The organism is Ureibacillus sp. 179-F W5.1 NHS, from assembly GCF_045369345.1.
In the GTDB taxonomy this organism is placed as follows: domain Bacteria; phylum Bacillota; class Bacilli; order Bacillales_A; family Planococcaceae; genus Ureibacillus; species Ureibacillus halotolerans.
The window spans coordinates 15,744-38,118 of record NZ_JBIQFG010000032.1 but is presented as its reverse complement, the minus strand read 5'-3'; the positions used below and the strand labels follow the sequence as shown (position 1 = coordinate 38,118).

22 protein-coding genes are annotated in these 22,375 nt (G+C 35.9%); 8 read left to right on the top strand and 14 right to left on the bottom strand.

The genetic code is table 11. The features are described from left to right. Nucleotides 1–397 precede the first annotated feature (397 nt). Nucleotides 398–1,297: a nucleotidyltransferase-like protein gene (locus ACH0B5_RS13370; protein ID WP_122971967.1), complete on the bottom strand. Its 900-nt coding sequence runs from the start codon at nt 1,295–1,297 to the stop codon at nt 398–400. 172 nt (nt 1,298–1,469) lie between these two features. Here ACH0B5_RS13370 and ACH0B5_RS13365 point away from each other — a divergent pair, with 172 nt between their 5' ends. Beyond that, complete coding sequence (locus tag ACH0B5_RS13365) at nt 1,470–1,820, top strand: YgzB family protein (RefSeq protein ID WP_122971966.1); 351 nt, start codon at nt 1,470–1,472, stop codon at nt 1,818–1,820. 106 nt (nt 1,821–1,926) lie between these two features. On the opposite strand, the gene perR is transcribed toward ACH0B5_RS13365, so the two are convergent. The 3 genes from perR to bcp all read right to left on the bottom strand — a co-directional run bounded on the left by perR (nt 1,927) and on the right by bcp (nt 4,008). After that, nucleotides 1,927–2,373 carry a peroxide-responsive transcriptional repressor PerR gene (gene perR, locus ACH0B5_RS13360; RefSeq protein ID WP_406927950.1) on the bottom strand — a complete coding sequence of 149 codons (447 nt, stop codon included), beginning with the start codon at nt 2,371–2,373 and terminating at the stop codon, nt 1,927–1,929. Between the two features lie 217 nt (nt 2,374–2,590). Further along, nucleotides 2,591–3,535, bottom strand: coding sequence for a D-2-hydroxyacid dehydrogenase (locus tag ACH0B5_RS13355; protein WP_406927949.1), 945 nt, complete (start codon nt 3,533–3,535; stop codon nt 2,591–2,593). Then, the gene (bcp, locus tag ACH0B5_RS13350; RefSeq protein WP_406927948.1) at nt 3,535–4,008 is read right to left on the bottom strand and encodes a thioredoxin-dependent thiol peroxidase; all 474 of its coding nucleotides are present in this window, start codon (nt 4,006–4,008) and stop codon (nt 3,535–3,537) included. Before bcp ends, ACH0B5_RS13355 begins: the two co-directional genes overlap by 1 nt. A 119-nt stretch (nt 4,009–4,127) precedes the next feature. Here bcp and ACH0B5_RS13345 point away from each other — a divergent pair, with 119 nt between their 5' ends. Together ACH0B5_RS13345 and ACH0B5_RS13340 are read left to right on the top strand one after the other, a co-directional pair. Next, nucleotides 4,128–5,417, top strand: a complete 1,290-nt coding sequence (locus ACH0B5_RS13345) for a glutamate-1-semialdehyde 2,1-aminomutase (RefSeq protein ID WP_406927947.1) — start codon at nt 4,128–4,130, stop codon at nt 5,415–5,417. A 126-nt stretch (nt 5,418–5,543) separates the two neighbouring features. Then, nucleotides 5,544–6,632, top strand: a complete 1,089-nt coding sequence (locus ACH0B5_RS13340; RefSeq protein ID WP_122971961.1) for an FUSC family protein — start codon at nt 5,544–5,546, stop codon at nt 6,630–6,632. A 73-nt stretch (nt 6,633–6,705) separates the two neighbouring features. Here the strand turns inward: ACH0B5_RS13340 and ACH0B5_RS13335 are convergent, their stop codons facing one another. Next, nucleotides 6,706–7,323, bottom strand: a complete 618-nt coding sequence (locus tag ACH0B5_RS13335; protein ID WP_341362638.1) for a Crp/Fnr family transcriptional regulator — start codon at nt 7,321–7,323, stop codon at nt 6,706–6,708. 142 nt (nt 7,324–7,465) lie between these two features. Between ACH0B5_RS13335 and ACH0B5_RS13330 the strand changes: the two genes are divergently transcribed. The 4 genes from ACH0B5_RS13330 (at nt 7,466) to cysK (ending at nt 11,140) form a co-directional block, all read left to right on the top strand. Then, complete coding sequence (locus ACH0B5_RS13330; protein WP_341362639.1) at nt 7,466–8,317, top strand: ABC transporter ATP-binding protein; 852 nt, start codon at nt 7,466–7,468, stop codon at nt 8,315–8,317. Further along, entirely contained in the window at nt 8,283–9,032 is a 750-nt protein-coding gene (locus ACH0B5_RS13325) for an ABC transporter permease (protein ID WP_225230316.1), read from the top strand. Before ACH0B5_RS13330 ends, ACH0B5_RS13325 begins: the two co-directional genes overlap by 35 nt. 11 nt (nt 9,033–9,043) lie before the next feature. Beyond that, on the top strand, nt 9,044–10,063 hold the full coding sequence (locus tag ACH0B5_RS13320) for an ABC transporter substrate-binding protein (RefSeq protein ID WP_406927946.1): 1,020 nt from the start codon (nt 9,044–9,046) through the stop codon (nt 10,061–10,063). Between the two features lie 150 nt (nt 10,064–10,213). Continuing rightward, nucleotides 10,214–11,140, top strand: a complete 927-nt coding sequence (gene cysK, locus ACH0B5_RS13315; protein ID WP_341362641.1) for a cysteine synthase A — start codon at nt 10,214–10,216, stop codon at nt 11,138–11,140. Between the two features lie 30 nt (nt 11,141–11,170). On the opposite strand, the gene ACH0B5_RS13310 is transcribed toward cysK, so the two are convergent. The 9 genes from ACH0B5_RS13310 to mutY form a co-directional block, all read right to left on the bottom strand. Continuing rightward, nucleotides 11,171–12,073 carry an ABC transporter permease gene (locus ACH0B5_RS13310; RefSeq protein ID WP_406927945.1) on the bottom strand — a complete coding sequence of 301 codons (903 nt, stop codon included), beginning with the start codon at nt 12,071–12,073 and terminating at the stop codon, nt 11,171–11,173. 15 nt (nt 12,074–12,088) lie between these two features. Then, on the bottom strand, nt 12,089–13,093 hold the full coding sequence (locus ACH0B5_RS13305; protein WP_122971972.1) for an ABC transporter permease: 1,005 nt from the start codon (nt 13,091–13,093) through the stop codon (nt 12,089–12,091). A gap of 122 nt (nt 13,094–13,215) precedes the next feature. Further along, on the bottom strand, nt 13,216–14,832 hold the full coding sequence (locus ACH0B5_RS13300; protein ID WP_341362642.1) for an ABC transporter substrate-binding protein: 1,617 nt from the start codon (nt 14,830–14,832) through the stop codon (nt 13,216–13,218). Nucleotides 14,833–14,863: 31 nt separating this feature from the next. Further along, nucleotides 14,864–15,838 carry an ABC transporter ATP-binding protein gene (locus tag ACH0B5_RS13295; RefSeq protein WP_341362643.1) on the bottom strand — a complete coding sequence of 325 codons (975 nt, stop codon included), beginning with the start codon at nt 15,836–15,838 and terminating at the stop codon, nt 14,864–14,866. Next, nucleotides 15,810–16,832, bottom strand: coding sequence for an ABC transporter ATP-binding protein (locus ACH0B5_RS13290; RefSeq protein ID WP_406927944.1), 1,023 nt, complete (start codon nt 16,830–16,832; stop codon nt 15,810–15,812). Before ACH0B5_RS13290 ends, ACH0B5_RS13295 begins: the two co-directional genes overlap by 29 nt. Before the next feature lie 318 nt (nt 16,833–17,150). Further along, entirely contained in the window at nt 17,151–18,896 is a 1,746-nt protein-coding gene (locus tag ACH0B5_RS13285; protein WP_406927943.1) for an ABC transporter ATP-binding protein, read from the bottom strand. A 150-nt stretch (nt 18,897–19,046) separates the two neighbouring features. After that, on the bottom strand, nt 19,047–19,595 hold the full coding sequence (gene ntdP / locus ACH0B5_RS13280; RefSeq protein WP_122971950.1) for a nucleoside tri-diphosphate phosphatase: 549 nt from the start codon (nt 19,593–19,595) through the stop codon (nt 19,047–19,049). Nucleotides 19,596–19,953: 358 nt separating this feature from the next. Further along, nucleotides 19,954–20,136 carry a hypothetical protein gene (locus tag ACH0B5_RS13275; RefSeq protein WP_122971949.1) on the bottom strand — a complete coding sequence of 61 codons (183 nt, stop codon included), beginning with the start codon at nt 20,134–20,136 and terminating at the stop codon, nt 19,954–19,956. 70 nt (nt 20,137–20,206) lie between these two features. Then, nucleotides 20,207–21,259 carry an A/G-specific adenine glycosylase gene (gene mutY / locus ACH0B5_RS13270; protein ID WP_406927942.1) on the bottom strand — a complete coding sequence of 351 codons (1,053 nt, stop codon included), beginning with the start codon at nt 21,257–21,259 and terminating at the stop codon, nt 20,207–20,209. Nucleotides 21,260–21,380: 121 nt separating this feature from the next. Between mutY and ACH0B5_RS13265 the strand changes: the two genes are divergently transcribed. Next, complete coding sequence (locus ACH0B5_RS13265) at nt 21,381–22,367, top strand: metal-dependent hydrolase (protein WP_406927941.1); 987 nt, start codon at nt 21,381–21,383, stop codon at nt 22,365–22,367. The last annotated feature ends 8 nt before the right edge of the window (nt 22,368–22,375 follow it).

The window sequence follows — 22,375 nt, the reverse complement described above, 5'->3', positions numbered from 1 at the left end:
CAGGATCAAACTCTCCATAAAAGAAAATTTGATAAAGCTCTAAATTTACACTGGCATCATAATGATGTCCAAAATTTCGTTTCAACGATTAAGTCGAAACTGTATTCATTAACGTTTTGTTGTTCAGTTTTCAAAGTTCATAATTATCATGTCGTTTTGCAGCGACTTCTCTATAATAACATTTCACCAAATCTCTGTCAACAACTTTTTTGAAAAAGTTATATCTGAAATAATGTTTATGTTATTAATTTACAACTTGCCTCAGCGACGTTTATAATAATACAACGAGTTTAATAGTTAAGTCAACACTTTTTCTCAAAAAATTTTCGAGGTGTTCATTTTAACACCCCGAAATGGTTAGTATTGCTTATTCTAATGGATTTTCTTCTTATATACTTTACTTTTCACCATTATATTGTGAAATAACAAAATCACGATCTACTTTATAGTGACGGTGATAAATTGAATCACTCTTTGATTCTTTTGGCTCCACGATAATATATCCCTTATCTATTAAAAACTCAACAAATACTTCTAAGTCTTTAGAGTAATATCTTAAATCATGGTGATTATGTAATTCTTGTATTGTCCAAGTATCCTTTAAAAGCATTGTTTCTAAAATATGTTGTGCCCCATCATCGGTTTTGGAGTTAATGAGAAATTCAATCGCTAAAAATAATAGTTCTAATCGCTTTTCTAAACTTTCTGTACTCATTACTAGTTCTTCATAAAGTTTGTAAATCGATGGTTCTATTTTTTTCACTTGGGACCAAACCGTTACTTCCGGATATAATCCGTTATCTATAACAGACAGTCGGGCTAAGTGATGTAATGAATCAACAACATGATGATAAGAATCGAAATAGTTTCCTCTATTAAAAAATTCTTTTCCTTCTAAATAACGTCTAATCAATTTAGAAAATTGAATCCCTGTTTTTATTTTACGACCGAAAAACGGAAACTCCTGTAGCTTTAATCTTAAATTACAAAGATATTCATTACGATCAAATATAACTTTCCCGTGGAAAATCCAATCCACAATTCGTCTGTCTAAACCAACATTTAATCTTTTATTTAATAACTCTTCTGTAATCACATGCATCGCCATTTTTTGATCTTCATGTAAGTAATGTTTTGTAAAAATAGGCATATCCGCTTCTTTTACAATAATTAATAATACGGTATCAAACGTATCGGTAATACTCATTATCTCTTCACGTTTTGTGACTAGAATGACCCCTAATGTTTCAGGTTGACTAGCACGTTCTTGGTAGATCGGGCGCAATATGTGCTCCATAATAATCCTCCTAAATTACGATTACGTTATTTTGTTTCGACATCTTAAAGTAGAATCCTTCTTTTTAAAGAAAATAGAATTGATGATATTTTTCCTTTAAATAATGTTTTTCTATCCGCAAATAAAAAGGTACTATGTTATAGTAGAATCTAGATTGGGAGGCTAAAGAAATATGGCAAAAAAATATAAAAATAAAATAAATAAAATTCGCTCATTTGCCTTAGCACTTATTTTCATAGGATTCGTTATTATGTACGGGGCGATCTTCTTCCGCGAAAATCAAATTTTAGTTTTAATTTTCATGACTTTAGGTTTACTATGCATTATCGGCAGTACAGTAGTATATGGCTGGATTGGTCTACTTTCAACACGGGCTGTACAAGTTGTTTGTCCAAATTGTAATAGACATACAAAGGTACTTGGACGTGTCGATATGTGTATGTACTGTAATGAACCATTAACACTTGATCCTTCATTAGAAGGAAAAGATTTTGACGAATCTTATAATAGAGGAAAAAAATAAAATGAGGTCGGCTCCTAAATGAGTCGACCTTTTTGCTATTCAATTATACAGTACTGTAACTTCGCCAAAATAAAAAACCTAGCAACGCATCGCTAGGTTTTGCTCATTACAAAACTTGTTTCCCATCATTTTCAAGACAATCTTGACATGTACCATATAATTCTAGGCGGTGTGAGTGAACTTTATAACCCGTTACATGCGATGCAAATTGCTCCACTTCATTTAAGCCCGGATAATGGAAATCAACAATCTTACCACAACATTCACAAATCATGTGATAATGATCGTTTGTAACAAAATCAAATCGACTCGCTGCATCTCCATAAGTTAGTTCCTTCACTAAACCTGCTTCTCGGAATACACGTAAGTTATTGTAAACCGTTGCAACACTCATATTAGGAAACTTACTTTCTAGAGCTTTATATATTTCATCGGCAGTTGGATGTGTCATTGATTCGATTAAATATTCCAAAATAGCATGACGTTGCGGAGTAATTCTTACACCAGTTGTCTTTAACGTGTCTAGCGCATCTTTTAAATGCAATTCAGACATCGTCATGCACCTCTTTTCATACATAATTCTTAATTTATAATAGTTATTATTAGTGTAACCAAATCGTTGTAAATAGTCAACAATTCCTTATTGGTAACGGTTACTTTAATGTTCATTTTATCAAATTTTAAACAAAAATCATCGTTAATTATCATAAATTTATAATTCTTTTCTACAAAGGAAATTTGTGATTGTTCTCACTATATGGATAATATTCTCAATAACCTCTCAAAATATCCATCTGATTCTCAATATCAGTTTCACCGTTTAACCATTTTTCCAAACTTGGCTTAAAAATTTCTAAACTTCTTTCTAAATAACGGGATGAATGACTCGAGCAATGGGGAGAAATGGTCACATTATCTAATTCCCATAGTTTATTGTCATACGGTAATGGCTCCACTTCAAATACATCCAGTACCGCATGATATATTAGTTTTTCTTCAAGGGCACGAATTAATACATCCGTCTGCACTAAATTACCTCGTCCAAAGTTCATAAAAATTGCATTATCTCGCATTAATTGAAAATGCTCATATGTAATCATATGAGTTGTTTCTTCCGTACTCGGTAAAATTGAAATGACAACATCGGCTTTCGGTAATTGTTGTGCTAAATTCGAAATCTTATGGGTTTCATTCATAAATGGCGCATCTTCCCCACTTCGATTCAATCCAATTGTATATACTTCAAAGGCTTGAAGAAGTCTACCAATTTCTGCACCAATCGCACCTGGACCAATAATTAAAGCAGTACTTCCATTTAATTCGGTTGGATTTCCTTTTTTATCCCAAATTTTATTTCGTTGATTGTTATAAATATAAGGTAGAGAACGTTTAAGTGATAAAATATGAGCGATAATCGATTCTGCCATTGGCTTTTTATGAATTCCACGCACATTTGAAACGATAATATTTCGATCGGCGATTGCCTTTCTTGGCATTTTCTCAATTCCCGCTGAAGCAACGAAAATCCATTTTAAATTCTTGGCAATTTTAATATGTTCATCATTCAAATCTTCACCATAAGTCACAAGAACATCTGCCTCTGCTAACACTTCATTCTCGATTCGACTATGAAAAGTAAATTCAACTTTGGGGAAATGTTCGATTAACTGCTGTTGTAAATCTGGTCTTGAGTTAAATGTAAAATATACTTTCATTATTTCTTTTCCCCTTCACGCAAATAAGTTAAAACTTCCTCAATATGATTTTTCACTTTTACTTTACGCCATTCCTTTTCTACAATGCCCTCTTCATTAATAAGAAAAGTAGAACGTTCAATCCCCATAAATTCTTTACCATACATTTTCTTTAATACCCAAACTCCATATTTTTCACAAACTTCATGATCTTCATCAACTAGCAATGAAAAGGGCAACCCATATTTTTCAATGAATTTTGTATGTTTCTTTGCATCATCTGCGCTAATTCCAAAAATAACAGCATTTAAATCTGAAAAGGCCTCATGTTGATCACGGAAATCACACGCTTCAGTAGTACAGCCTGGTGTCATATCTTTCGGATAGAAATAAAGAATTACCTTTTTCCCTCTATAATCACTTAAAGTTACTTTTTCTTCTTTTTCATTTAATAAAGTAAAATTTGGTGCTTCCATATTTAATAAAGTTTCCATAAATATTCCTCCCCTTTATTTATATCGTACCGAACAAACATTGGAGTTTCAAATTCTTTGGCATTCAAATGGGAATAGGTCTACAATAAGATGTGTAAATTATGAGGAGGCATTTGAAAATGAATCATACAAAATCTGAACAAATTCACGAAGAAGCATTACAACATATCGTTGGTGGCGTTAATAGTCCATCACGTTCTTATAAAGCGGTAGGCGGCGGTTCACCGGTTGTCATGGCAAGAGGTAAAGGCGCATACTTTTGGGATGTAGACGGTAACCGTTATATCGATTACTTAGCTGCTTATGGTCCAATTATTACAGGATTTGGTCATCCACATATCGCAAAAGCAATCACTCTTGCTGCAGAAACAGGTGTGTTATTTGGAACACCAACAGAACATGAAGTGAAATTTGCCAAAATGTTAAAAGAGGCGATTCCTTCATTGGATAAAGTTCGCTTTACTAATTCAGGTACGGAAGCAGTTATGACAACGGTTCGCGTAGCCCGAGCATATACTGGACGTACAAAAATTATTAAATTCGCTGGATGCTATCACGGACATTTCGACCAAGTATTAGTTGCTGCCGGATCTGGTCCAGCTACTTTAGGATCCCCAGATTCAGCAGGTGTACCTGTAGCCGTTGCAACTGAGGTAATTACTGTTCCTTTCAATAATAAAGAACAATTCCAACTAGCAATGGATAAATGGGGCGATGAAGTTGCAGCGATTTTAATCGAACCAATCGTAGGGAATTTCGGTATCGTCGAACCAAACAAAGGATTTTTAGAATACGTTCATACTGTGGCGAAGGAAAAAGGCGCTTTAACGATTCACGATGAAGTTATTACAGCATTTCGTTTCCATTACGGAGCTGCCCAAGACTTACTAGGTTTGACTCCAGATTTAACAGCAATGGGTAAAATTATCGGTGGTGGTCTTCCAATCGGCGCTTATGGTGGTCGTAAGGAAATTATGGAAACCGTTGCTCCTCTTGGACCTGCATACCAAGCTGGAACAATGGCTGGAAATCCAGCGTCTATGCTTGCAGGAATTGCATGTCTGGAAGTATTGAAACAACCTGGTGTATATGAAGAAATGGATCGACTTGGTGCAATGTTGGAAAAAGGCATTTTACAATCAGCTGAAAAACATGGTATTACAATTACAGTTAACCGATTAAAAGGTGCTTTAACCGTTTACTTTACAAATGAAAAAGTAGAAAACTACGAACAAGCTGAAAACTCTGATGGGGAAATGTTTGGACGTTTCTTTAAATTAATGCTTTCAAAGGGTGTTAATTTAGCACCGTCTAAATATGAAGCTTGGTTCTTAACGACAGAACATACAGAACAGGATATTTTAGAAACAATTGAAGCTGTCGACTATGCTTTCTCACAATTAAAATAAGTCAAAACCATGTTAAGTTGATTATAATGTGAATCTTTCATGAAACTAGTTGACCAATGGGAAAATATTAGGTAAAGTAATGTGATTTCAATCATATGTTTCTTGAAAGAGAGGATTTATTTTTTAATGCAAGTAGGTGCCCGTGTTTTAAAAACAGGTTTTGCTATTGTATTTGCCCTTTTTTTAGCGGAATTACTGAACTTACCTTCTCCTGTTTTTGCTGGGATTGCAGCTATATTTGCAATCCAACCTTCTATTTACCGGTCTTATTTAACGATTATTGAACAACTTCAAGGGAATTTCATAGGTGCAACAATCGCAGTTACCTTCGGGTTAATATTTGGCCATCATACCGTTACAATTGGACTTGCAGCAATTATCGTTATCGCGATAATGCTTAAGTTCAAATTAAACAGTTCCCTGTCCCTTGCCCTTGTAACTGTAGTTGCAATTATGGTTTATGAAGGAGAAGACTTTTTAGAATTTGGAATTATACGTTTTATAACTGTTATGGTAGGTGTATTTGCAGCCTTTCTAGTGAATCTCGTATTCATCCCACCACGCTATGAAATAAAATTATTTAAAATGATCGATTCATTGCAGGATGATATTATTCGTTGGACTCGCTTAGCTGCTAGACAAGCGTCTGAACATACATCAACGAAAAACGCTCTTAATAAATTCCATAGCCGTTTATCGGGGATTGAAAATATGTATGATTTCTATAAAGAAGAGCGCCATTATTCTAAGAAAAAACGATTTATACAAGCCCGAAAACTTGTTATGTATCGACAAATGATTATCACGACGAAAAAAAGTTTAGAGCTTTTGCATCGTTTAAATAAACATGAAAATGAAATAGCTAATTTACCCGTTCCGTTTCGAACGATGATTCAAGAACGTTTGGATTTTCTTCTTACTTTCCACGAACAATTATTATTGAAATTTACTGGTAAGTTAAAACCCGAACATTCAAAGTGGGTCGACGAAGAAGACGACAAACATGCGGACGTTATGGAACACCTTATCCAACAAATCGCCTTTGAACAAAATCGAGAAGGTGAAGAAGAGTTTTCAAGTTATCATTTGTTTTACATCTTCTCCCGCCTCCTTGACTATGAGGAGAATTTAGAACACTTAGATACTTTAATTGTTTCTTTCCGAAGCTATCATAGTACAGAAAAAAATTCGGATTTAGAAGAGGATTTCTACTAAAAAACTACCCATAAAGGGACGTCAAATCCATGGTACAAGATGGATTTGATGAAACCTTTGGGTAGTTTTTTAATTATTGAAGTTTTTCTAAGTCCATTAGTTGAATAAATCCCCGTTCATATTGAATAACTCCTTCCTTTTTCCACTTACTTAAATAAGTCGTTACCTTTTGACGGCTACAGCCAATCATAAAAGATATTTCCTCGTGGGTTAAAGGAATACTGATTGTTAAAATATTATTTTCTACTTTTGCTAACTTCTTCAAAAGCCAGCCAAGTCGTTCAGGAATCGTCATTTTAGAATGAACATAGACAAATTCTTGAGCCTCTATTAATCGTTTCCCTAAGGAATAAAATAAGCTCCGTTCCATTTCAGATAATTTATTCAAATGTTGAGTTAAAATTTCTATCGGTAAAACAAATAATTCAACATCCGTCATCGCAACGGCATATTGAGTATGCTCTAACCGGTTGTTTAATCGATCTAGAAATCCAAACATTTCCCCCATTCGAATTAAGGAAATCGTAACTGGATGTCCATCGTCTCCATCGATCGCAATTTTAACGATTCCGTCATTTAAAAAATATACGTTATTTGCTTCTTCTCCAGCTTGATAAATAATTTGTCCTTTTCTAGCATGTATTTTCTTAGCAAGCTGTTCTATTAACTTCAATGAACTCTCTAATTCCATTGTTTCCCTCTCCCTTATAATTCTATTATATAAATTATTCTGAAATTTTGTAACAAAAGTGACAGAAAGAAGCGAATACAACACATAAAATAAATTAAAACTTAGTATTTTAATATGTTTTATAGGAATGGAGGGATTTATTTTGTCAAATGAACATATTATTCTAAAAAATGTTCATAAGGAATTTCAAAGTAATGAGCATGCTCCAACAATTGCGTTAGATGACGTTTCATTAACTATTAATAAAGGTGAGTTTATCTCCTTATTAGGCCCTTCTGGTTGTGGGAAATCCACACTTTTAAATATTATTGCAGGACTTGAAGAACATTCTTCTGGCACTTTTTTAGTCAATGATAGTCCGGTAAAGGGACCCGGGAACGATCGAATCGTAGTCTTCCAAGAATCTGGTTTATTCCCTTGGATGACAGTTCTTGAAAATGTTATGTATGGTCTACTGATTAAAAAAATACCTAAGGAAGAAGCTAAGGAGCGGGCGATGACATGGTTACAAAAAGTACACCTTGGGAAGTTTGCCCATTCTATGCCCCATCAATTGTCTGGGGGCATGAAGCAACGGGTGGCGATTGCCCGTGCCCTTGTAATGGATCCGGAAATCCTTTTAATGGATGAACCATTTGCTGCTTTAGATGAACAAACTCGTATGGTTTTACATAAAGAACTGGAAACATTGTGGAGTGAAACTGGAAAGACCATCCTTTTTGTCACTCATAATATTCGTGAAGCAGTTGTATTATCGGACCGCATCGTTTTAATGAAGACGCGTCCTGGAGGTATTAAAAATGTTTTTCCTGTACAGGCGTCTCGTCCGCGCAAATCTTCAGACAGCATTTTAATACATTTAGAGAATCGTATATTAACTGAGCTGGAGCAGGAAATGGAAAAAGTGCTGAAGGAGGAATTAGGTAGTGACTACTCTCTTGAGAAGGATCGTCTTCGTGTTGATCCTCATAACAATATGGGAAGCGATATCTAAATTCGACATCTTCCCTGCCTTTATGTGGCCACCTTTAATCATTCCGAATGATCCAGGTGGTGTCACAATACTAAAAACGTTAGTAAACGGATTAATGACTGGACAATTAATTGAAGCAACTAGCGCTTCCCTTGTGCGATTATTTGTTGGCTTCTTTATCGCAGTCGTTATCGGATTAATACTTGGATATTTAATTTATAAATACAAAGTAATTGACGATACCCTTGGTTTCTTTGTCACAAGTTTACAAGCTATCCCAAATATCGTATGGATGCCTTTAGCTATTCTTTGGTTCGGTTTAGGGGTCGGTTCCGTTATTTTCATTGTCATATTAGGAGCGGCGTTATCTATTATTATTACGTCAAGTGCCGCCTTTAAAAGTGTACCTCCCTTGCTAATTCGAGTAGCGAAAACAATGGGTTCAGACGGATTCCATTTATTCCGTACTGTTATTTTTAAAGCAACGGTACCTCAATTAATTTCAGGTTTACGTTTAGCATGGGCACTTGCTTGGCGGGCAGTATTATCAGGGGAATTACTCGGAGGAAGCGGGGGTCTCGGAACCCTTTTAGACCTTGGACGCTCCATACAAGCAATGGATTTAATCTTTAGTATTATTATTATCATCGGTGTCATTGGTTCCTTTATCGATAACTTTATTTTTGTACGTATTGAACGTTATGCATTAAGAAAATGGGGTATGCAAACAGTTTAGGAGATGAAAAAATGAAAAAGAAGCATTTTTTATTTTTAACAATGATGACCCTGATGACTATTATCCTTGCAGCATGTAGTCATAGTGAAGCTTCTTCCAACGAAGAAAAGGATCAAGCTTCCACTGTTCGAATCGGGTACTTTCCGAATATGACCCATATCGCAACAATCGTCGCACTAGAAAAGGGCTATTTCCAACAACAACTAGGCGATGATGTTACCATTTCAACGAAAACCTTTAACGATGGTACTGCCTTCATGGAGGCAATGTCTACGAACGCCATCGATATCGGAACAGTTGGCCCTACACCTGCATTAAACACTTATACGAGACATCCACAACATGAAATTATTGCTGGTGCTGTCAATGCCGGGGCAGTACTTGTCGTACGAGGCGATTCAAATATTACTAGTGTAGAAGATTTGGCAGGTAAAACGGTTGCAATACCTGCTTACGGTAGTACACAGGACATTGGGTTAATGAAATCCCTTAAAGATGCAGGTTTAAAAGTAAAATTAAGCGGTGGAAATGTCAATTCCATTAAACTAGCTTCTGCTGATACAGCATCCTTAATGTTAAGAGGAGACATTGATGCTGCAGCAGCACAAGAACCGTGGGGGGTTAACATTGAAACGAACGGAAAAGCAAAACTTTTACTAGATGAAAAGGAATTTGCTTGGGGTAGTGAATCGACTAACACCGTTGTAGCTGCACGTAAGGAATTTACATTAAACAATCCAGAGATGACAAAAAAAATATTAAAAGCGCATCTACAAGCCATTGATTTTATTAAACAAAATCCTGAAGAAGCTATACAGTTATTCCTTGACCACGTAAAAAAAATTACTGGTAAGGACCTTTCAAAGGAAGAAGTGACAAAATCTTTTGATCGTATAACGCCAACATCGGAAATAAATGAAGAGATTATTAAAGAGATGGCAACTATTTCAAAGGAAGCAGGTTATATTACAACGGATAATATCGACGGCTTATTAAACCTTAGTTTCTTAGAAGCAGTTTCAAACGAATAATTTCATCCGTTTCTAAAGGAACTTTAGCTGTTTTAACTTATCCCCTATACTCGTCACTTTTGAATAACCGTATTATACTGTATAGAGTAAGAAAAGCTAGGTTGGACTCTTGCCTAGCTTTTTCAAAATTTTTTTGAAAGGTGTTTCATAATGAAAATACATGACTCCATTCTTGAATTAATAGGAAACACACCGATTGTAAAATTAAATGCATTACCTGATGCGAACGGTTCGAAAGTTTATATGAAATTAGAATCTTTTAATCCAGGTGGCAGCGTTAAAGATCGAGCTGCTTTTAATATGATTGAACAAGCAGAAATTGAAGGGAAACTGATTCCAGGAGTGAGTACTGTAATTGAACCAACTAGTGGGAATACAGGAATTGGTCTCGCTATGGTATGTGCGGTAAAGGGTTACCGATGTATTATTACAATGCCTGACAATGCTACAAAAGAACGGGTACAGTTAATGCGAGCTTACGGTGCAGAAGTCCATTTAACCTCTGCAAGCTTACGTATGCAAGGATCTATCGATGAAGCAGTACGAATTGCTGAAAGTATTCCAAATAGCTTTATCCCATTACAATTCGAAAATAATGCAAATGCTGATGCCCATCGCCAAACAACTGCTATTGAAATTTTAAATGCCTTTGACAATAAACTAGATGTTCTCGTATTGACAGCAGGAACAGGTGGAACCGTAACCGGAACGGGGGAAGAATTGAAGAAGGTTATGCCCGATTTAAAAATTTATGTAGTAGAACCAGCAGGCTCCCCAGTATTAGCTGGTGGTAATCCAGGACCTCATAAAATACCTGGAACTGGTCCGGGATTTATTCCAAAAATATTAAATCAAACAATATATGATGAAATTCTTCACATTGAAGATCTCGATGCCCAAACTACTGCAAGACGTCTTGGTACGGAAGAAGGAATTTTAGTAGGAGCTTCCGGCGCTGCTTCTGCTTACTTCGCGTTGCAAATAGCTAAACAACTTCCTCCGAATGCAAAGGTGTTATGCATTGCGCCCGATACAGGGGAACGTTATTTATCATCCGATTTATTTCCGTACGAATAAAGGGAGAGCTAAATTCGCTCCCCCTTCCCTTTAATTTTTCATTTTAGGATCTAACGCATCTCGCAAACCATCCCCCATTAAATTAAAGCCAAGCACGGTTAACATGATAGCCAATCCAGGGAAAATCATCGTCCATGGTGCAGTCATAAGATGGATCCGAGCGTCCGATAACATTTTCCCCCATTCAGGTTGGGGCGCTTCTGCACCGAGCCCAAGGAAACTTAATGCAGCCGCTTCAATAATAGCCGTTGCAATAGCTAACGTACCTTGTACAATGACTGGCGATAAGGAATTAGGCAAAATGTGTTTCCATAATAATCGAGAATCCTTCATTCCTATAGCCTTTGCTGCTACAATGTATTCCTCTTCCTTTACACTTAAAACTTTAGAGCGAATTAATCGCCCGAAATTCGGGATATTAATAATCGCTATCGCAATAAGGGCATTTTGTAAAGAAGGACCTAATATTGATACGATAGCAATAGCTAAAAGTATACTAGGGAAAGCTAGCATAATATCAAAAACTCTTGAAATAATCGTATCTATCCAGCGGCCATAATAGCCAGAGATAATTCCAAGAAAACTCCCTACTATAGCTGAAACGATAACCGATAAAAATCCGACCGCCAAAGAAATTCTCGCTCCGTAAACTACTCTTGAAAAAATGTCCCTTCCAAAGTCGTCTGTACCAAACCAATATTCACTGGATGGAGGTGCAAGTCTTAAGCTTGAGTCTTGTAATTTTTGTTCATTTATTCCTTCTGGCGCAATCAATGGACCAAATACAGCTAAAAGGATGAAAAATACAACAATGGCTGTTCCAACGAGGGCGGCTTTACTTTTTCGAAAGCTGCGCCACGCCTCTTTCCATGGTCCAACTACTTTCTCTTCTTTCGTCGATAAATCGACTGAATTTGAGACCATTTCAGGCATCTTTCCCTCTCCCTTCTAGTTATATTTAATCCTTGAATCGATGATTGTATATAAAATATCAACAACCAAGTTAATGATGACAAACATAAAGGCAACGATTAAAATACCCGATTGAATGACTGTATAATCACGGTAACCTATCGCCTCGTAAATATAACGGCCGATTCCTGGCCAACTGAATATCGTTTCCGTTAAAATAGCTCCACCTAATAACAAGCCCGTTTGTAATCCAATTACTGTTAAGATCGGAATAAGAGCATTTTTTAATGCGTGCTTATAAATCACTTTCACCATTTTTTGCCCTTTTGCTCGAGCAGTACGAATATAATCTGAGCGCATTACTTCCAACATGGAAGAGCGGGTCATTCTGGCAATAATCGCCATCGGAATCGTTGCAAGGGCAAAGGCCGGTAAGATTAAATGCTGAATCGTTACCCAAAATTGATCAAAACGTCCTTGAATCAATGTATCGACTAAATAGAAATGGGTAATTGCTTCAACAGGTGCTCGCACCTCTTCCCTTCCGGAAGTAGGCAACCAATTTAACTCTAAACTAAATACCCATTGCTCCATTAAACCAAGCCAGAAAATCGGTACAGATACACCGATTAAAGCAATAACCATTGCAATATAGTCAAACCAAGAGTTTTGGAACCAAGCCGAAATAATTCCGGCATTCATTCCGATAAGGATAGCTAAAATCATCGCAAAGAAGGCTAATTCCATAGTGGCAGCTAAATAGGGCCAAATTTCACTAGTAATCGGCTGACTTGTACGTAGCGACTCTCCTAAATCGCCAGTTAGTAGTCCTTTTAAATAATCGAAGTATTGAATATACCATGGCTGATCGAGTCCTAATTTATCTCTTAACGCTTTAATCGCTTCCTCTGTCGCTTGCTGACCTAAAATCACTTGGGCTGGATCCCCAGGAATCGCACGAATAATTAAAAAAACAATAAATGTCATTCCTAATAGCACAGGTATTAAATGAAGAATTCGTTTACCTATGTAGCGAAGCATATCTTCACCTCTTTCGTTAGAATGCATGAATGAAAGAATGGGAGGTAAAAATACCCCCCATTTTTTTAATGTCTATTAACAAAATTCGTAAGCAGCTTAGCACTTATTCAAGCAATAGACACTTATTGAATCGATACATTAATTAAACTTTCAGATCCAGTTGGGTGAGGTAAATAATCTGTAACACCTTTTTTCGCAGCAAGTAATGGCGTTGAATGGGCTAATGGTACCCACGGTGCATCTTCATGGATAATAACTTGTGCTTGTTTATAAAGATCATTTCGCTTTTCTTCATCCGTTTCAGTTTGAGCAGCAATTAATAATTCATGAACTTCATCATTCGAATAATAAGCATAGTTATTACTTCCAATCGTATCTTTATCTAACAATGTATAAAGGAAGTTGTCCGCGTCACCGTTATCGCCTGTCCAACCCATTAAAAAGGCATCCGCTTCACCATTTTTTGCCTTTTCTAAATATGTTGCCCATTCAAAAGTTACGATTTTAGATGGAATACCAACGTCCGCTAAATTTTTCTGAATGGCTTCAGCAACCTTTTGACCGTCTGGCATATATGGGCGTGGAACTGGCATTGCCCAAAGCTCAATTTCTTCACCGTCATACCCTGCTTCAGCTAATAATTCTTTTGCTTTTTCAGGGTCATATGGATATCCTTCGATTTCTTCGTTATAACCACTAATCGAAGAAGGCATTGGGTTTACAGCTACTTCAGCTCTACCTTGGAAGAAGGCATCGACAATCGCTTGTTTATCAATCGCATAGTTGACAGCTTGTCTAACAAGTACATTGTCAAAAGGTTTTCGTGTAGATGTTAACCCTAGATAACCAATGTTCATAGATGGACGTTCGATTAATTGTAGTTCAGAATTGGATTCTACAGTTGCTGCATCAGACGGATTAATACCATCTGCTAAATCGATTTCACCAGTTGTTAATGCATTTAAACGAGCAGAGTTATCGGGAATGGAACGGAAAATAATTTTGTCTAATTTCGGTAATCCTTCTTGCCAGTAATCTTCATTTTTCTCAACTGTAATTGAATCGTTTCGCTTCCATTCAACAAATTTAAATGGACCAGTTCCTACCGGATTATCTCCAAAGGCATCACCCGCTGATTCAAAGGCAGTCGGTGATGCAATAGCAAATGGACTCATCGCAATATTTTTTAAGAAAGGTGCTTGTGGACGCGTAAGGGTAAAGACAACCGTGTAATCATCAACAGCTTCTACACTTTTAATAATATCTTCCCCTTCAGATTTAAACATGGAATGGAAATAATAAAACTTTTCTTCAGCGCCACCTTTCCAACGTTCAACGTTTTTCACCACTGCCTCAGCGTTAAAATCTGTTCCGTCATGGAATTTAACACCTTCCTGTAGGTGGAATGTATATGTTAGACCATCCTCACTAACTTCCCATTCCTTCGCTAAACCTGGCTGTACCGTCGTATCTTGTTCACCAAAGTTTAGTAATGTCTCAAAAATATTTTCTGTTACTTTAAAAGACTCACCATCTGTTACAATGGCTGGATCTAATGAGACAGAGTCTCCACCACGACCGAATACTAAAGTTTGAGGTACTGCTTCTTCTGTATCTCCACTTGTGTCTGTGTCTGCTGGTTCTTCTGAAGTACCTTCTTCTCCGCTACATGCAGCTAGCACTACTAAAAGAACTAGTAATAAAAATAGTTTTAGAGACCAAAACTTCCCTGTTTTCATAGTTACCCTCCCAATTTCTTTGTTCTATATGTCATTGCTGCGCTTCATTAAATAAATGGCACGCAACAGAGTGACCTGGTTTGACTTCTACTAAATCTGGAACTGTCATTTTGCAAGTAAGCGTTGCATATGGACATCTAGTTTGGAAAGTACATCCCTTATCTGGAATGGCATTCGAAACATCACCTGTGAGAATAATTTTTTCCCGTTCATAAGTAGGATCAGGAATCGGTACGGCTGATAACAAAGCTTGCGTATACGGGTGTAATGGTTCCGCATATAAAGATTCACTATCAGCTAACTCTACAAATCTACCTAAATACATTACGCCTACCCGATCACTAATATGGCGAACTACCCCTAAATCGTGGGCAATGAAAATATACGTTAGCTTTAACTCTTGCTGTAATCTTTGCATTAAATTTAAAACTTGTGCTTGAATCGAAACATCTAATGCAGATACCGGCTCATCAGCAATAATTAGCTTCGGATTTGTCATTAAAGCTCTAGCAATACCGATACGCTGTCTTTGCCCACCACTAAATTGATGGGGATAGCGCTTTGCATGATATGAGCTCAAGCCGACAATTTCTAAATACTCCTCTACCCTTTTTTTACGTTCCGCTGAACTTCCAATACCATGGACAATAAGGGGTTCTTCTAAAATTTTTTTAACAGTATGTCTTGGATTTAATGAAGCATATGGGTCTTGAAATACCATTTGAATATCTCGTCTTGCTTTTCGCATTTCTTGTTTAGATAATGAGGAAAGTTCGACACCATCAAACTTAATGGAACCTTCTGTTGGTTCAAGAAGACGCATAATCATTCGACCGGTCGTTGATTTTCCACATCCCGACTCCCCTACAATTCCAAGGGTTTCTCCTTCATAAACTTGAAATGAAACGTCATCGACTGCCTTCACATGGGGGCCCTTTTTTAAAGAACTCGTTCCCTTTGGAAAATATTTTTTTAAGTTATCGACTTTCAATAGCACGTTCTGCAAATGGAATTCCCTCCGTTTCCTGTAAGAAGCATCTTGATTTATGGACTAAAGAAGAGTTCACTTCATATAAAGGCGGATTTTCTGTAAAGCACCGTTCCGCAGCAAATTCACAACGGGGAGCAAATCGACAACCAGTTTGAATGGAACCAGGCTTTGGTACATTACCTTTAATGGAATATAAAGTTTCCTTTTTATAACGCATGTCAGGAACAGATTGGATTAGACCTTTCGTATATGGATGTTGAGGATTTTTGAATATTTCAGATATGGGAGCTTCTTCGACAATTTGACCAGCATACATAACGATTACCCGTTCACACGTTTCAGCAACAACACCTAAATCATGGGTAATGAGTAAAACTGCCGTCTTAAATTGTTTATTCAACTCTTTCATTAACTTTAATATTTGAGCTTGTATTGTAACGTCTAGGGCAGTAGTAGGCTCATCGGCGATTAATAGTTTTGGATTACATAGTAGAGCCATTGCAATCATGACCCGTTGTCTCATCCCGCCTGATAATTGATGGGGATAGTCTTTCATTAATTCTTCTGCCCTTGGTAATCCAACCAGTTTCATCATTTCAATCGCTCTATTCGCTGCATCCTTTTTCTTCATACCTTTGTTATGGATTAAAATGGCTTCTGTTAGTTGATTCCCAATAGTGTATAAAGGATTTAAAGAAGTCATCGGTTCTTGAAATATCATTGCCACTTCTTTTCCACGAATTTTACGCATTTCCTTTTCTGTTTGCTTTGTTAAATCTAACTCATTTAGAAGGATCTGACCTGATGTAATCTTTCCAGGAGGAGATGGTACGAGCCCCATAATAGACAGAGAGGTAACACTTTTCCCACAGCCTGACTCTCCTACAATAGCTAATATTTCTCCTTCATTAATATGAAAGTCTATATGATCAACTGCTGGTACTTTTCCATCGTCAGTAAAGAAAGTTGTTTCCAAATCTTTAACTTGTAATAGTACTTTTTTTTCCATCTTGTACCCCCTCGCATAACGCTAATTTACAAATCTATCATTCTATTTCGTTCTCTATTTGCTTAAAAACAATAATAGATTTGAATTCTCTTAATCATATGTTTTTATGATAAAATACCTTAAATTAACACAAAACTTCAATGTAATTTTCTCGACAAAAAGCAACAGTTATACTGCTTTAATCGATTAAATTCTGGTTCACTAAAATTTGAAAACGTATATAAACAGTGGATTATACATCAAATTTTTGCAAAAAATAAAAAATACCTAACTAGTCGAACGTTGACTTGTTAGGCATTTTCTTGTCGTATTATTTTTTTAGTCTAATTTTTGAATTTGGAATAAATCATAGTAAACACCTTGTTTTTCCATAAGCGATTCATGGTTACCTTCCTCTACTAATTCACCATGATCAATAACGAAAATTTTATCCGCATGGGTAATTGTTGATAATCTATGGGCAATAATGATAGTCGTTCGATCACTTGCCAATCGATCTAAGGAATCTTGAATTAATGCTTCACTTTCTAAATCCAAGGCAGAAGTCGCTTCATCCAATACTAAAATTGGCGGATTTTTTAGGAATACACGGGCAATCGCAACACGTTGTTTCTGACCCCCGGACAGTTTCACACCGCGCTCTCCTACTTTTGTTTCGTACCCTTCAGGTAATGTCATAATAAAATCATGGGCATTGGCTGCTTTAGCAGCTGCAATCACTTCTTCATCCGTAGCATCCGGTCGACCCATTAAAATATTTTGTTTTACCGAATCGCTAAATAATATATTATCTTGCAATACAATTCCAATTTGGGAACGTAACGACTGAATGGATACATCTTTCACGTTCATCCCATCGATTTTAACTGCCCCATCTGTTACATCGTAAAAGCGAGGAATTAAACTTACAATCGTTGATTTTCCGCCTCCACTCATCCCAACAAAGGCAGCGGTTTCTCCAGGTTTAATATCAAATTGAACATTTTTCAATATCATTTGTCCGTCTTGTTCATATTGGAAATTTACATTTTCAAAGGAAACTTGTCCCTTTACAGGAGCAAGATGACGAGCATTTTCTTTATCTTGAACATCGTATTCTTCATCCATTAGTTCAAACATTCGATCCATTGAAGCAATAGATTGGGTTAAAGTTGTAGATGAATTAACTAGACGTCTTAATGGACTATACAATCGTTCAATATAAGCGTAAAACGCAGCCATTGTTCCGACGGATAGATCACCTTGAATTACTCGATAACCGGCATACGCAATCACTAATAATGGGGCGATATCGGTAATAGTATTTACGACTGCAAAGGATTTTGCATTCCATTTTGTATGATCTAGGGCACGGTCTAAAAACTCTCCATTTTCATTATCGAAAATTTTCTGTTCATGCTTCTCCAACGTGAAACTTTTAATAATACTAATTCCGCTTATTCTTTCATGTAAATAACTTTGGACATGGGCTAACGCTTGGGATCGTTTACGTGTTAAATCCCTAAGTTTTCCGAAAAAGTATTTTACACTAATGGCGAATAGCGGTAATGCAATGATTGAAACTAATGTTAGTTTTACATCCATCGCAAGCATTATCCCAATTGCAATGAGGATCGTTGCAACATCAAGCCATAAATTCATTAAGCCAATCATAATAAAATTTTTCGTCTGTTCTACATCGTTAATAACCCGGGATATTACTTCGCCCGCTCGAGTATTAGCGTAATATTTTAAACTCAATTTCTGTAAATGGCCAAATAATTCTTGTCGTATATCGAACAATACTTTGTTCCCAACATGTTGGGCAAAATATTGACGGTAGTATTCAATAGGTGGACGAATAATAAAGAATAAAATGACAGTACCACCTAACCAATAACTCAGTTGTTCAATTTTTTCCCCATTTGTTAAATCTGGTGCACTAATAATATTGTCTATTACAATTTTGATTAAAATTGGAATGAACAACGGAATGGCAAATTTTAATATACCAATAAAAATAGTTAATAAAATTTCCCATCTATAAGGCTTTACAAATCTCATATATCGTTTAATACTACCCAATTTCCATTCACTTCCCTTTATCAACAAACAAACTTAAATCGTCCTAATTAAAAGTTATCCCATTTTGGACACACGAATAACACTATACTCTAATTTACCAGTAAATACATAAAAAAAGCCTACTGATTCTCCTAGTAGACTTTTCCACTATTATTTTTCATTTGATTGCATTTCTTTATTAAATAAATATCGATTCGTCCAAACTTCAATAAAATCTGGCGCAAAGGGACCTCTTTTTTGTTTTATCCAGCTGATTAATTTATTCACATTTCGTTTTAAAATTTTATCAATCACTTCTGGATAGCCCATTTCCTTCTTGTGCTGCTCGTATTCATCTTCGTCTAAAAGTGTATATGACATATCTGGGAAAACTTTAATATCTAGATCATAGTCGATATATTTTATAGCATTATTATCAAAAACATAAGGAGAACTCATATTGCAATAATAATACACACCATCTTCACGCAACATACAAATAATATTAAACCAATGTTCTGCGTGAAAATAACAAATAGAGGGCTCGCGTGTTAGCCATGTTCGTCCATCCGATTCAGTAACAAGTGTACGCTCATTGGCTCCAATAAAGATATTTTTCGTTCCTTTTAAAACCATCGTTTCTTGCCAGACACGGTGGATGCGACCATTGTGTTTATAACTATGTATTTGAATCGTTTCTCCTTCTGTAGGTATTGTCATTTAAAGCCCACCTTTTCGTCTATGTATCAATTTCCTCATGTTGAAAAATGTCCAGGATTTGATATGACCTTAAACGGTATCGATTAATCATTTCAAACTCTGTGAATAAAATCCATCTTATTCAGCGGGTTTCTATACACCCGCTAAATGAAGAAAAATCAACATCTAGCAGTTATTTCTTTATATTATAACAATGGAAATAAAAAACTTGTAGTTAGAAGAACATATTTTTTAATGAATTTGGTAAAAATTAGATTAGAACATCCTTTTATCCTTTATATAAAATTAAGGTATAGACAAATAAATTTGTCTATACCTTAACGTGAATTGTCTTATTCACAATTGTAAAGCAATTTAATTAAAATTCGTTGTTGTTATTTTTATTATTGTTATTATTGTTGTTATTGCGTTGGTTGTTTTGTTGATTTTGTTTTTGGTTTTGTTGACGTGCTTGTTGGAAGTCTTGATCAACACCAAATTCTTCATTATTGTTGAAGTTGTTGTTATTATTGTTGTTATTGTTGTTGTTTTTCTTCGCCATCTCAAACTCACCTCCGTAATAATTATTGTGGACTGATGTTATTGAGATTATGCGAAAGTTAAAAAATAAGTTAATTCAGAACATTCAAAATTTTCAACATTGGTACTGACATTGGTAATTCCCTAATTTTTCCTATAGGTAAAAAATGGGCATTGGCCGGTAATTGATTCAATTGTTGAACTTGTACAAGGTTGCATTCCATCTCCCAAGTTAAATGGGAAAAGATATGTTTAAATTTCATGAAATCATTATTTAAATAATTTTCAATTTGAACATTATACTGTTTTTCAAAAGCGTCTTTTGTAGTTTCTTTCGTCATTTCTATCATTGGAAATTGCCACATATTAGCTAACAACCCCTCATTTGGTCGCTTTTCAATTAAATAATTCCCTTGTTTATCGACAGCTACATATATATTATATATTACTTTTTTCGTTTTTATTTTTTTTGATTTTATTGGCAATTGTTCTGTATCACCTTCTTGAAACGCAATACAATAATCACGTACAGGACAAAGCAAGCATTTCGGAGAAGTTGGTGTACAAATCATAGCTCCTAAATCCATTATGGCTTGATTAAAATCACCAGGGTAATCTTTATCGATTAACATATCGACTGCTTCTTCAAAAACTTTTCTCGTTTTGGGTAGGGCGATATCTTCTTCAATATGTAATACGCGGCTTAAAACACGCATAACATTTCCATCCACTGCATGCTCTGGTTTATTATAGGCAATACTTAAAATAGCGCCAGCAGTGTATGGTCCAATACCTTTTAATTTTGAAAGATCATGGCGATTGTCCGGTACAACGGCGTTATATTTCTCGACCACTTCTTTAACGCCCGCCTGTAAATTTCTAGCTCTTGAATAATATCCTAACCCTTCCCACATTTTTAACAGTTCTTCTTGCGGAGCATAAGCAAGGGACTGCATCGTAGGATATTTTTCTAAAAAACGATTATAATACGGGATGACCGTGTCTACCCTTGTTTGTTGAAGCATAATTTCGGAGACCCAAATTTTATAAGGGTCCGATGTTCGCCTCCACGGCAAATCTCTTTTTTCTCTATTAAACCAATCGACTAAATGATGGCGAAATTCATTTTTATATTGATAATTCACGATAACCTCCGACGAATTTCGATTTTAAATTTTATAATTAGGGTATAATACTTCTATTAAGATTCATGAAAATAACCGTCAAGTATATAAGAAATGTGTCCATAAACAGGGAGTTGATACTTTGGATTCAGGCACACATTTAGTAATGGGCGTTGCATTAGGCGGCTTAGCTTTAGCAGATCCTGTTGTAGCCGAAAATAATTTAACATTTGTTGCTGTTATGGCTGGTACCGTTATTGGCTCACAAGCACCAGATGTGGATACTATATTAAAACTTCGAAATAATGCGATTTATATCCGACATCATCGTGGCATTACCCATTCGGTCCCAGCAGTCCTTTTATGGCCCATTGCCATTACAGCTGTATTATCTTTTATATTTCAAGACGCCAATATATTTCATTTATGGCTTTGGACTTTCCTAGCTGTTTTTTTACATGTTTTTGTTGATATATTTAATGCCTACGGTACGCAAGCCCTTCGTCCTTTTTCAAAGAAATGGGTTGCACTTGGTGTTATTAATACCTTTGATCCGATTATTTTCGGATTACATTGCATCGGCATTATGTTATGGGCTTTTTGGTTCGACCCTGTCATAACATTCACTGTCATGTATACGATTATTTTTGTTTACTATATTATACGTTTCGTTTTACAAGCAGCTGTAAAGAAGGCCGTTCATGATGCTATTCCGGATGAAGATTATGTCATTGTCGCACCAACAATGCGTTTTTTAAATTGGCGAGTAGCTGCAAAATCAAAAACCCATTATTATGTTGGTCGGGCTTACGGCAAAAAAATAAACATTTACGACAAATTTGAAATCCATCCGCTTCCAAGAACACCGATTGTTAATAAAGCTCTTGAAGATTCGAATTTAGCTGCATTCATTTCTTTCTCTCCCTTATATCGTTGGGAAATTTCCGAAATAGACTGCAACTTAACGGAAGTGCGTTTAATCGATTTACGTTATCGAAGTAATGATCGTTATCCTTTTGTAGCTGTTGCCCATGTGGATGAGGAGTTGAACATTGTCAATTCCTATACGGGTTGGATTTATTCTGAAGATAAACTACAACGCAAACTACAAATTGGTTCGAGTAATTAAATAGCGAG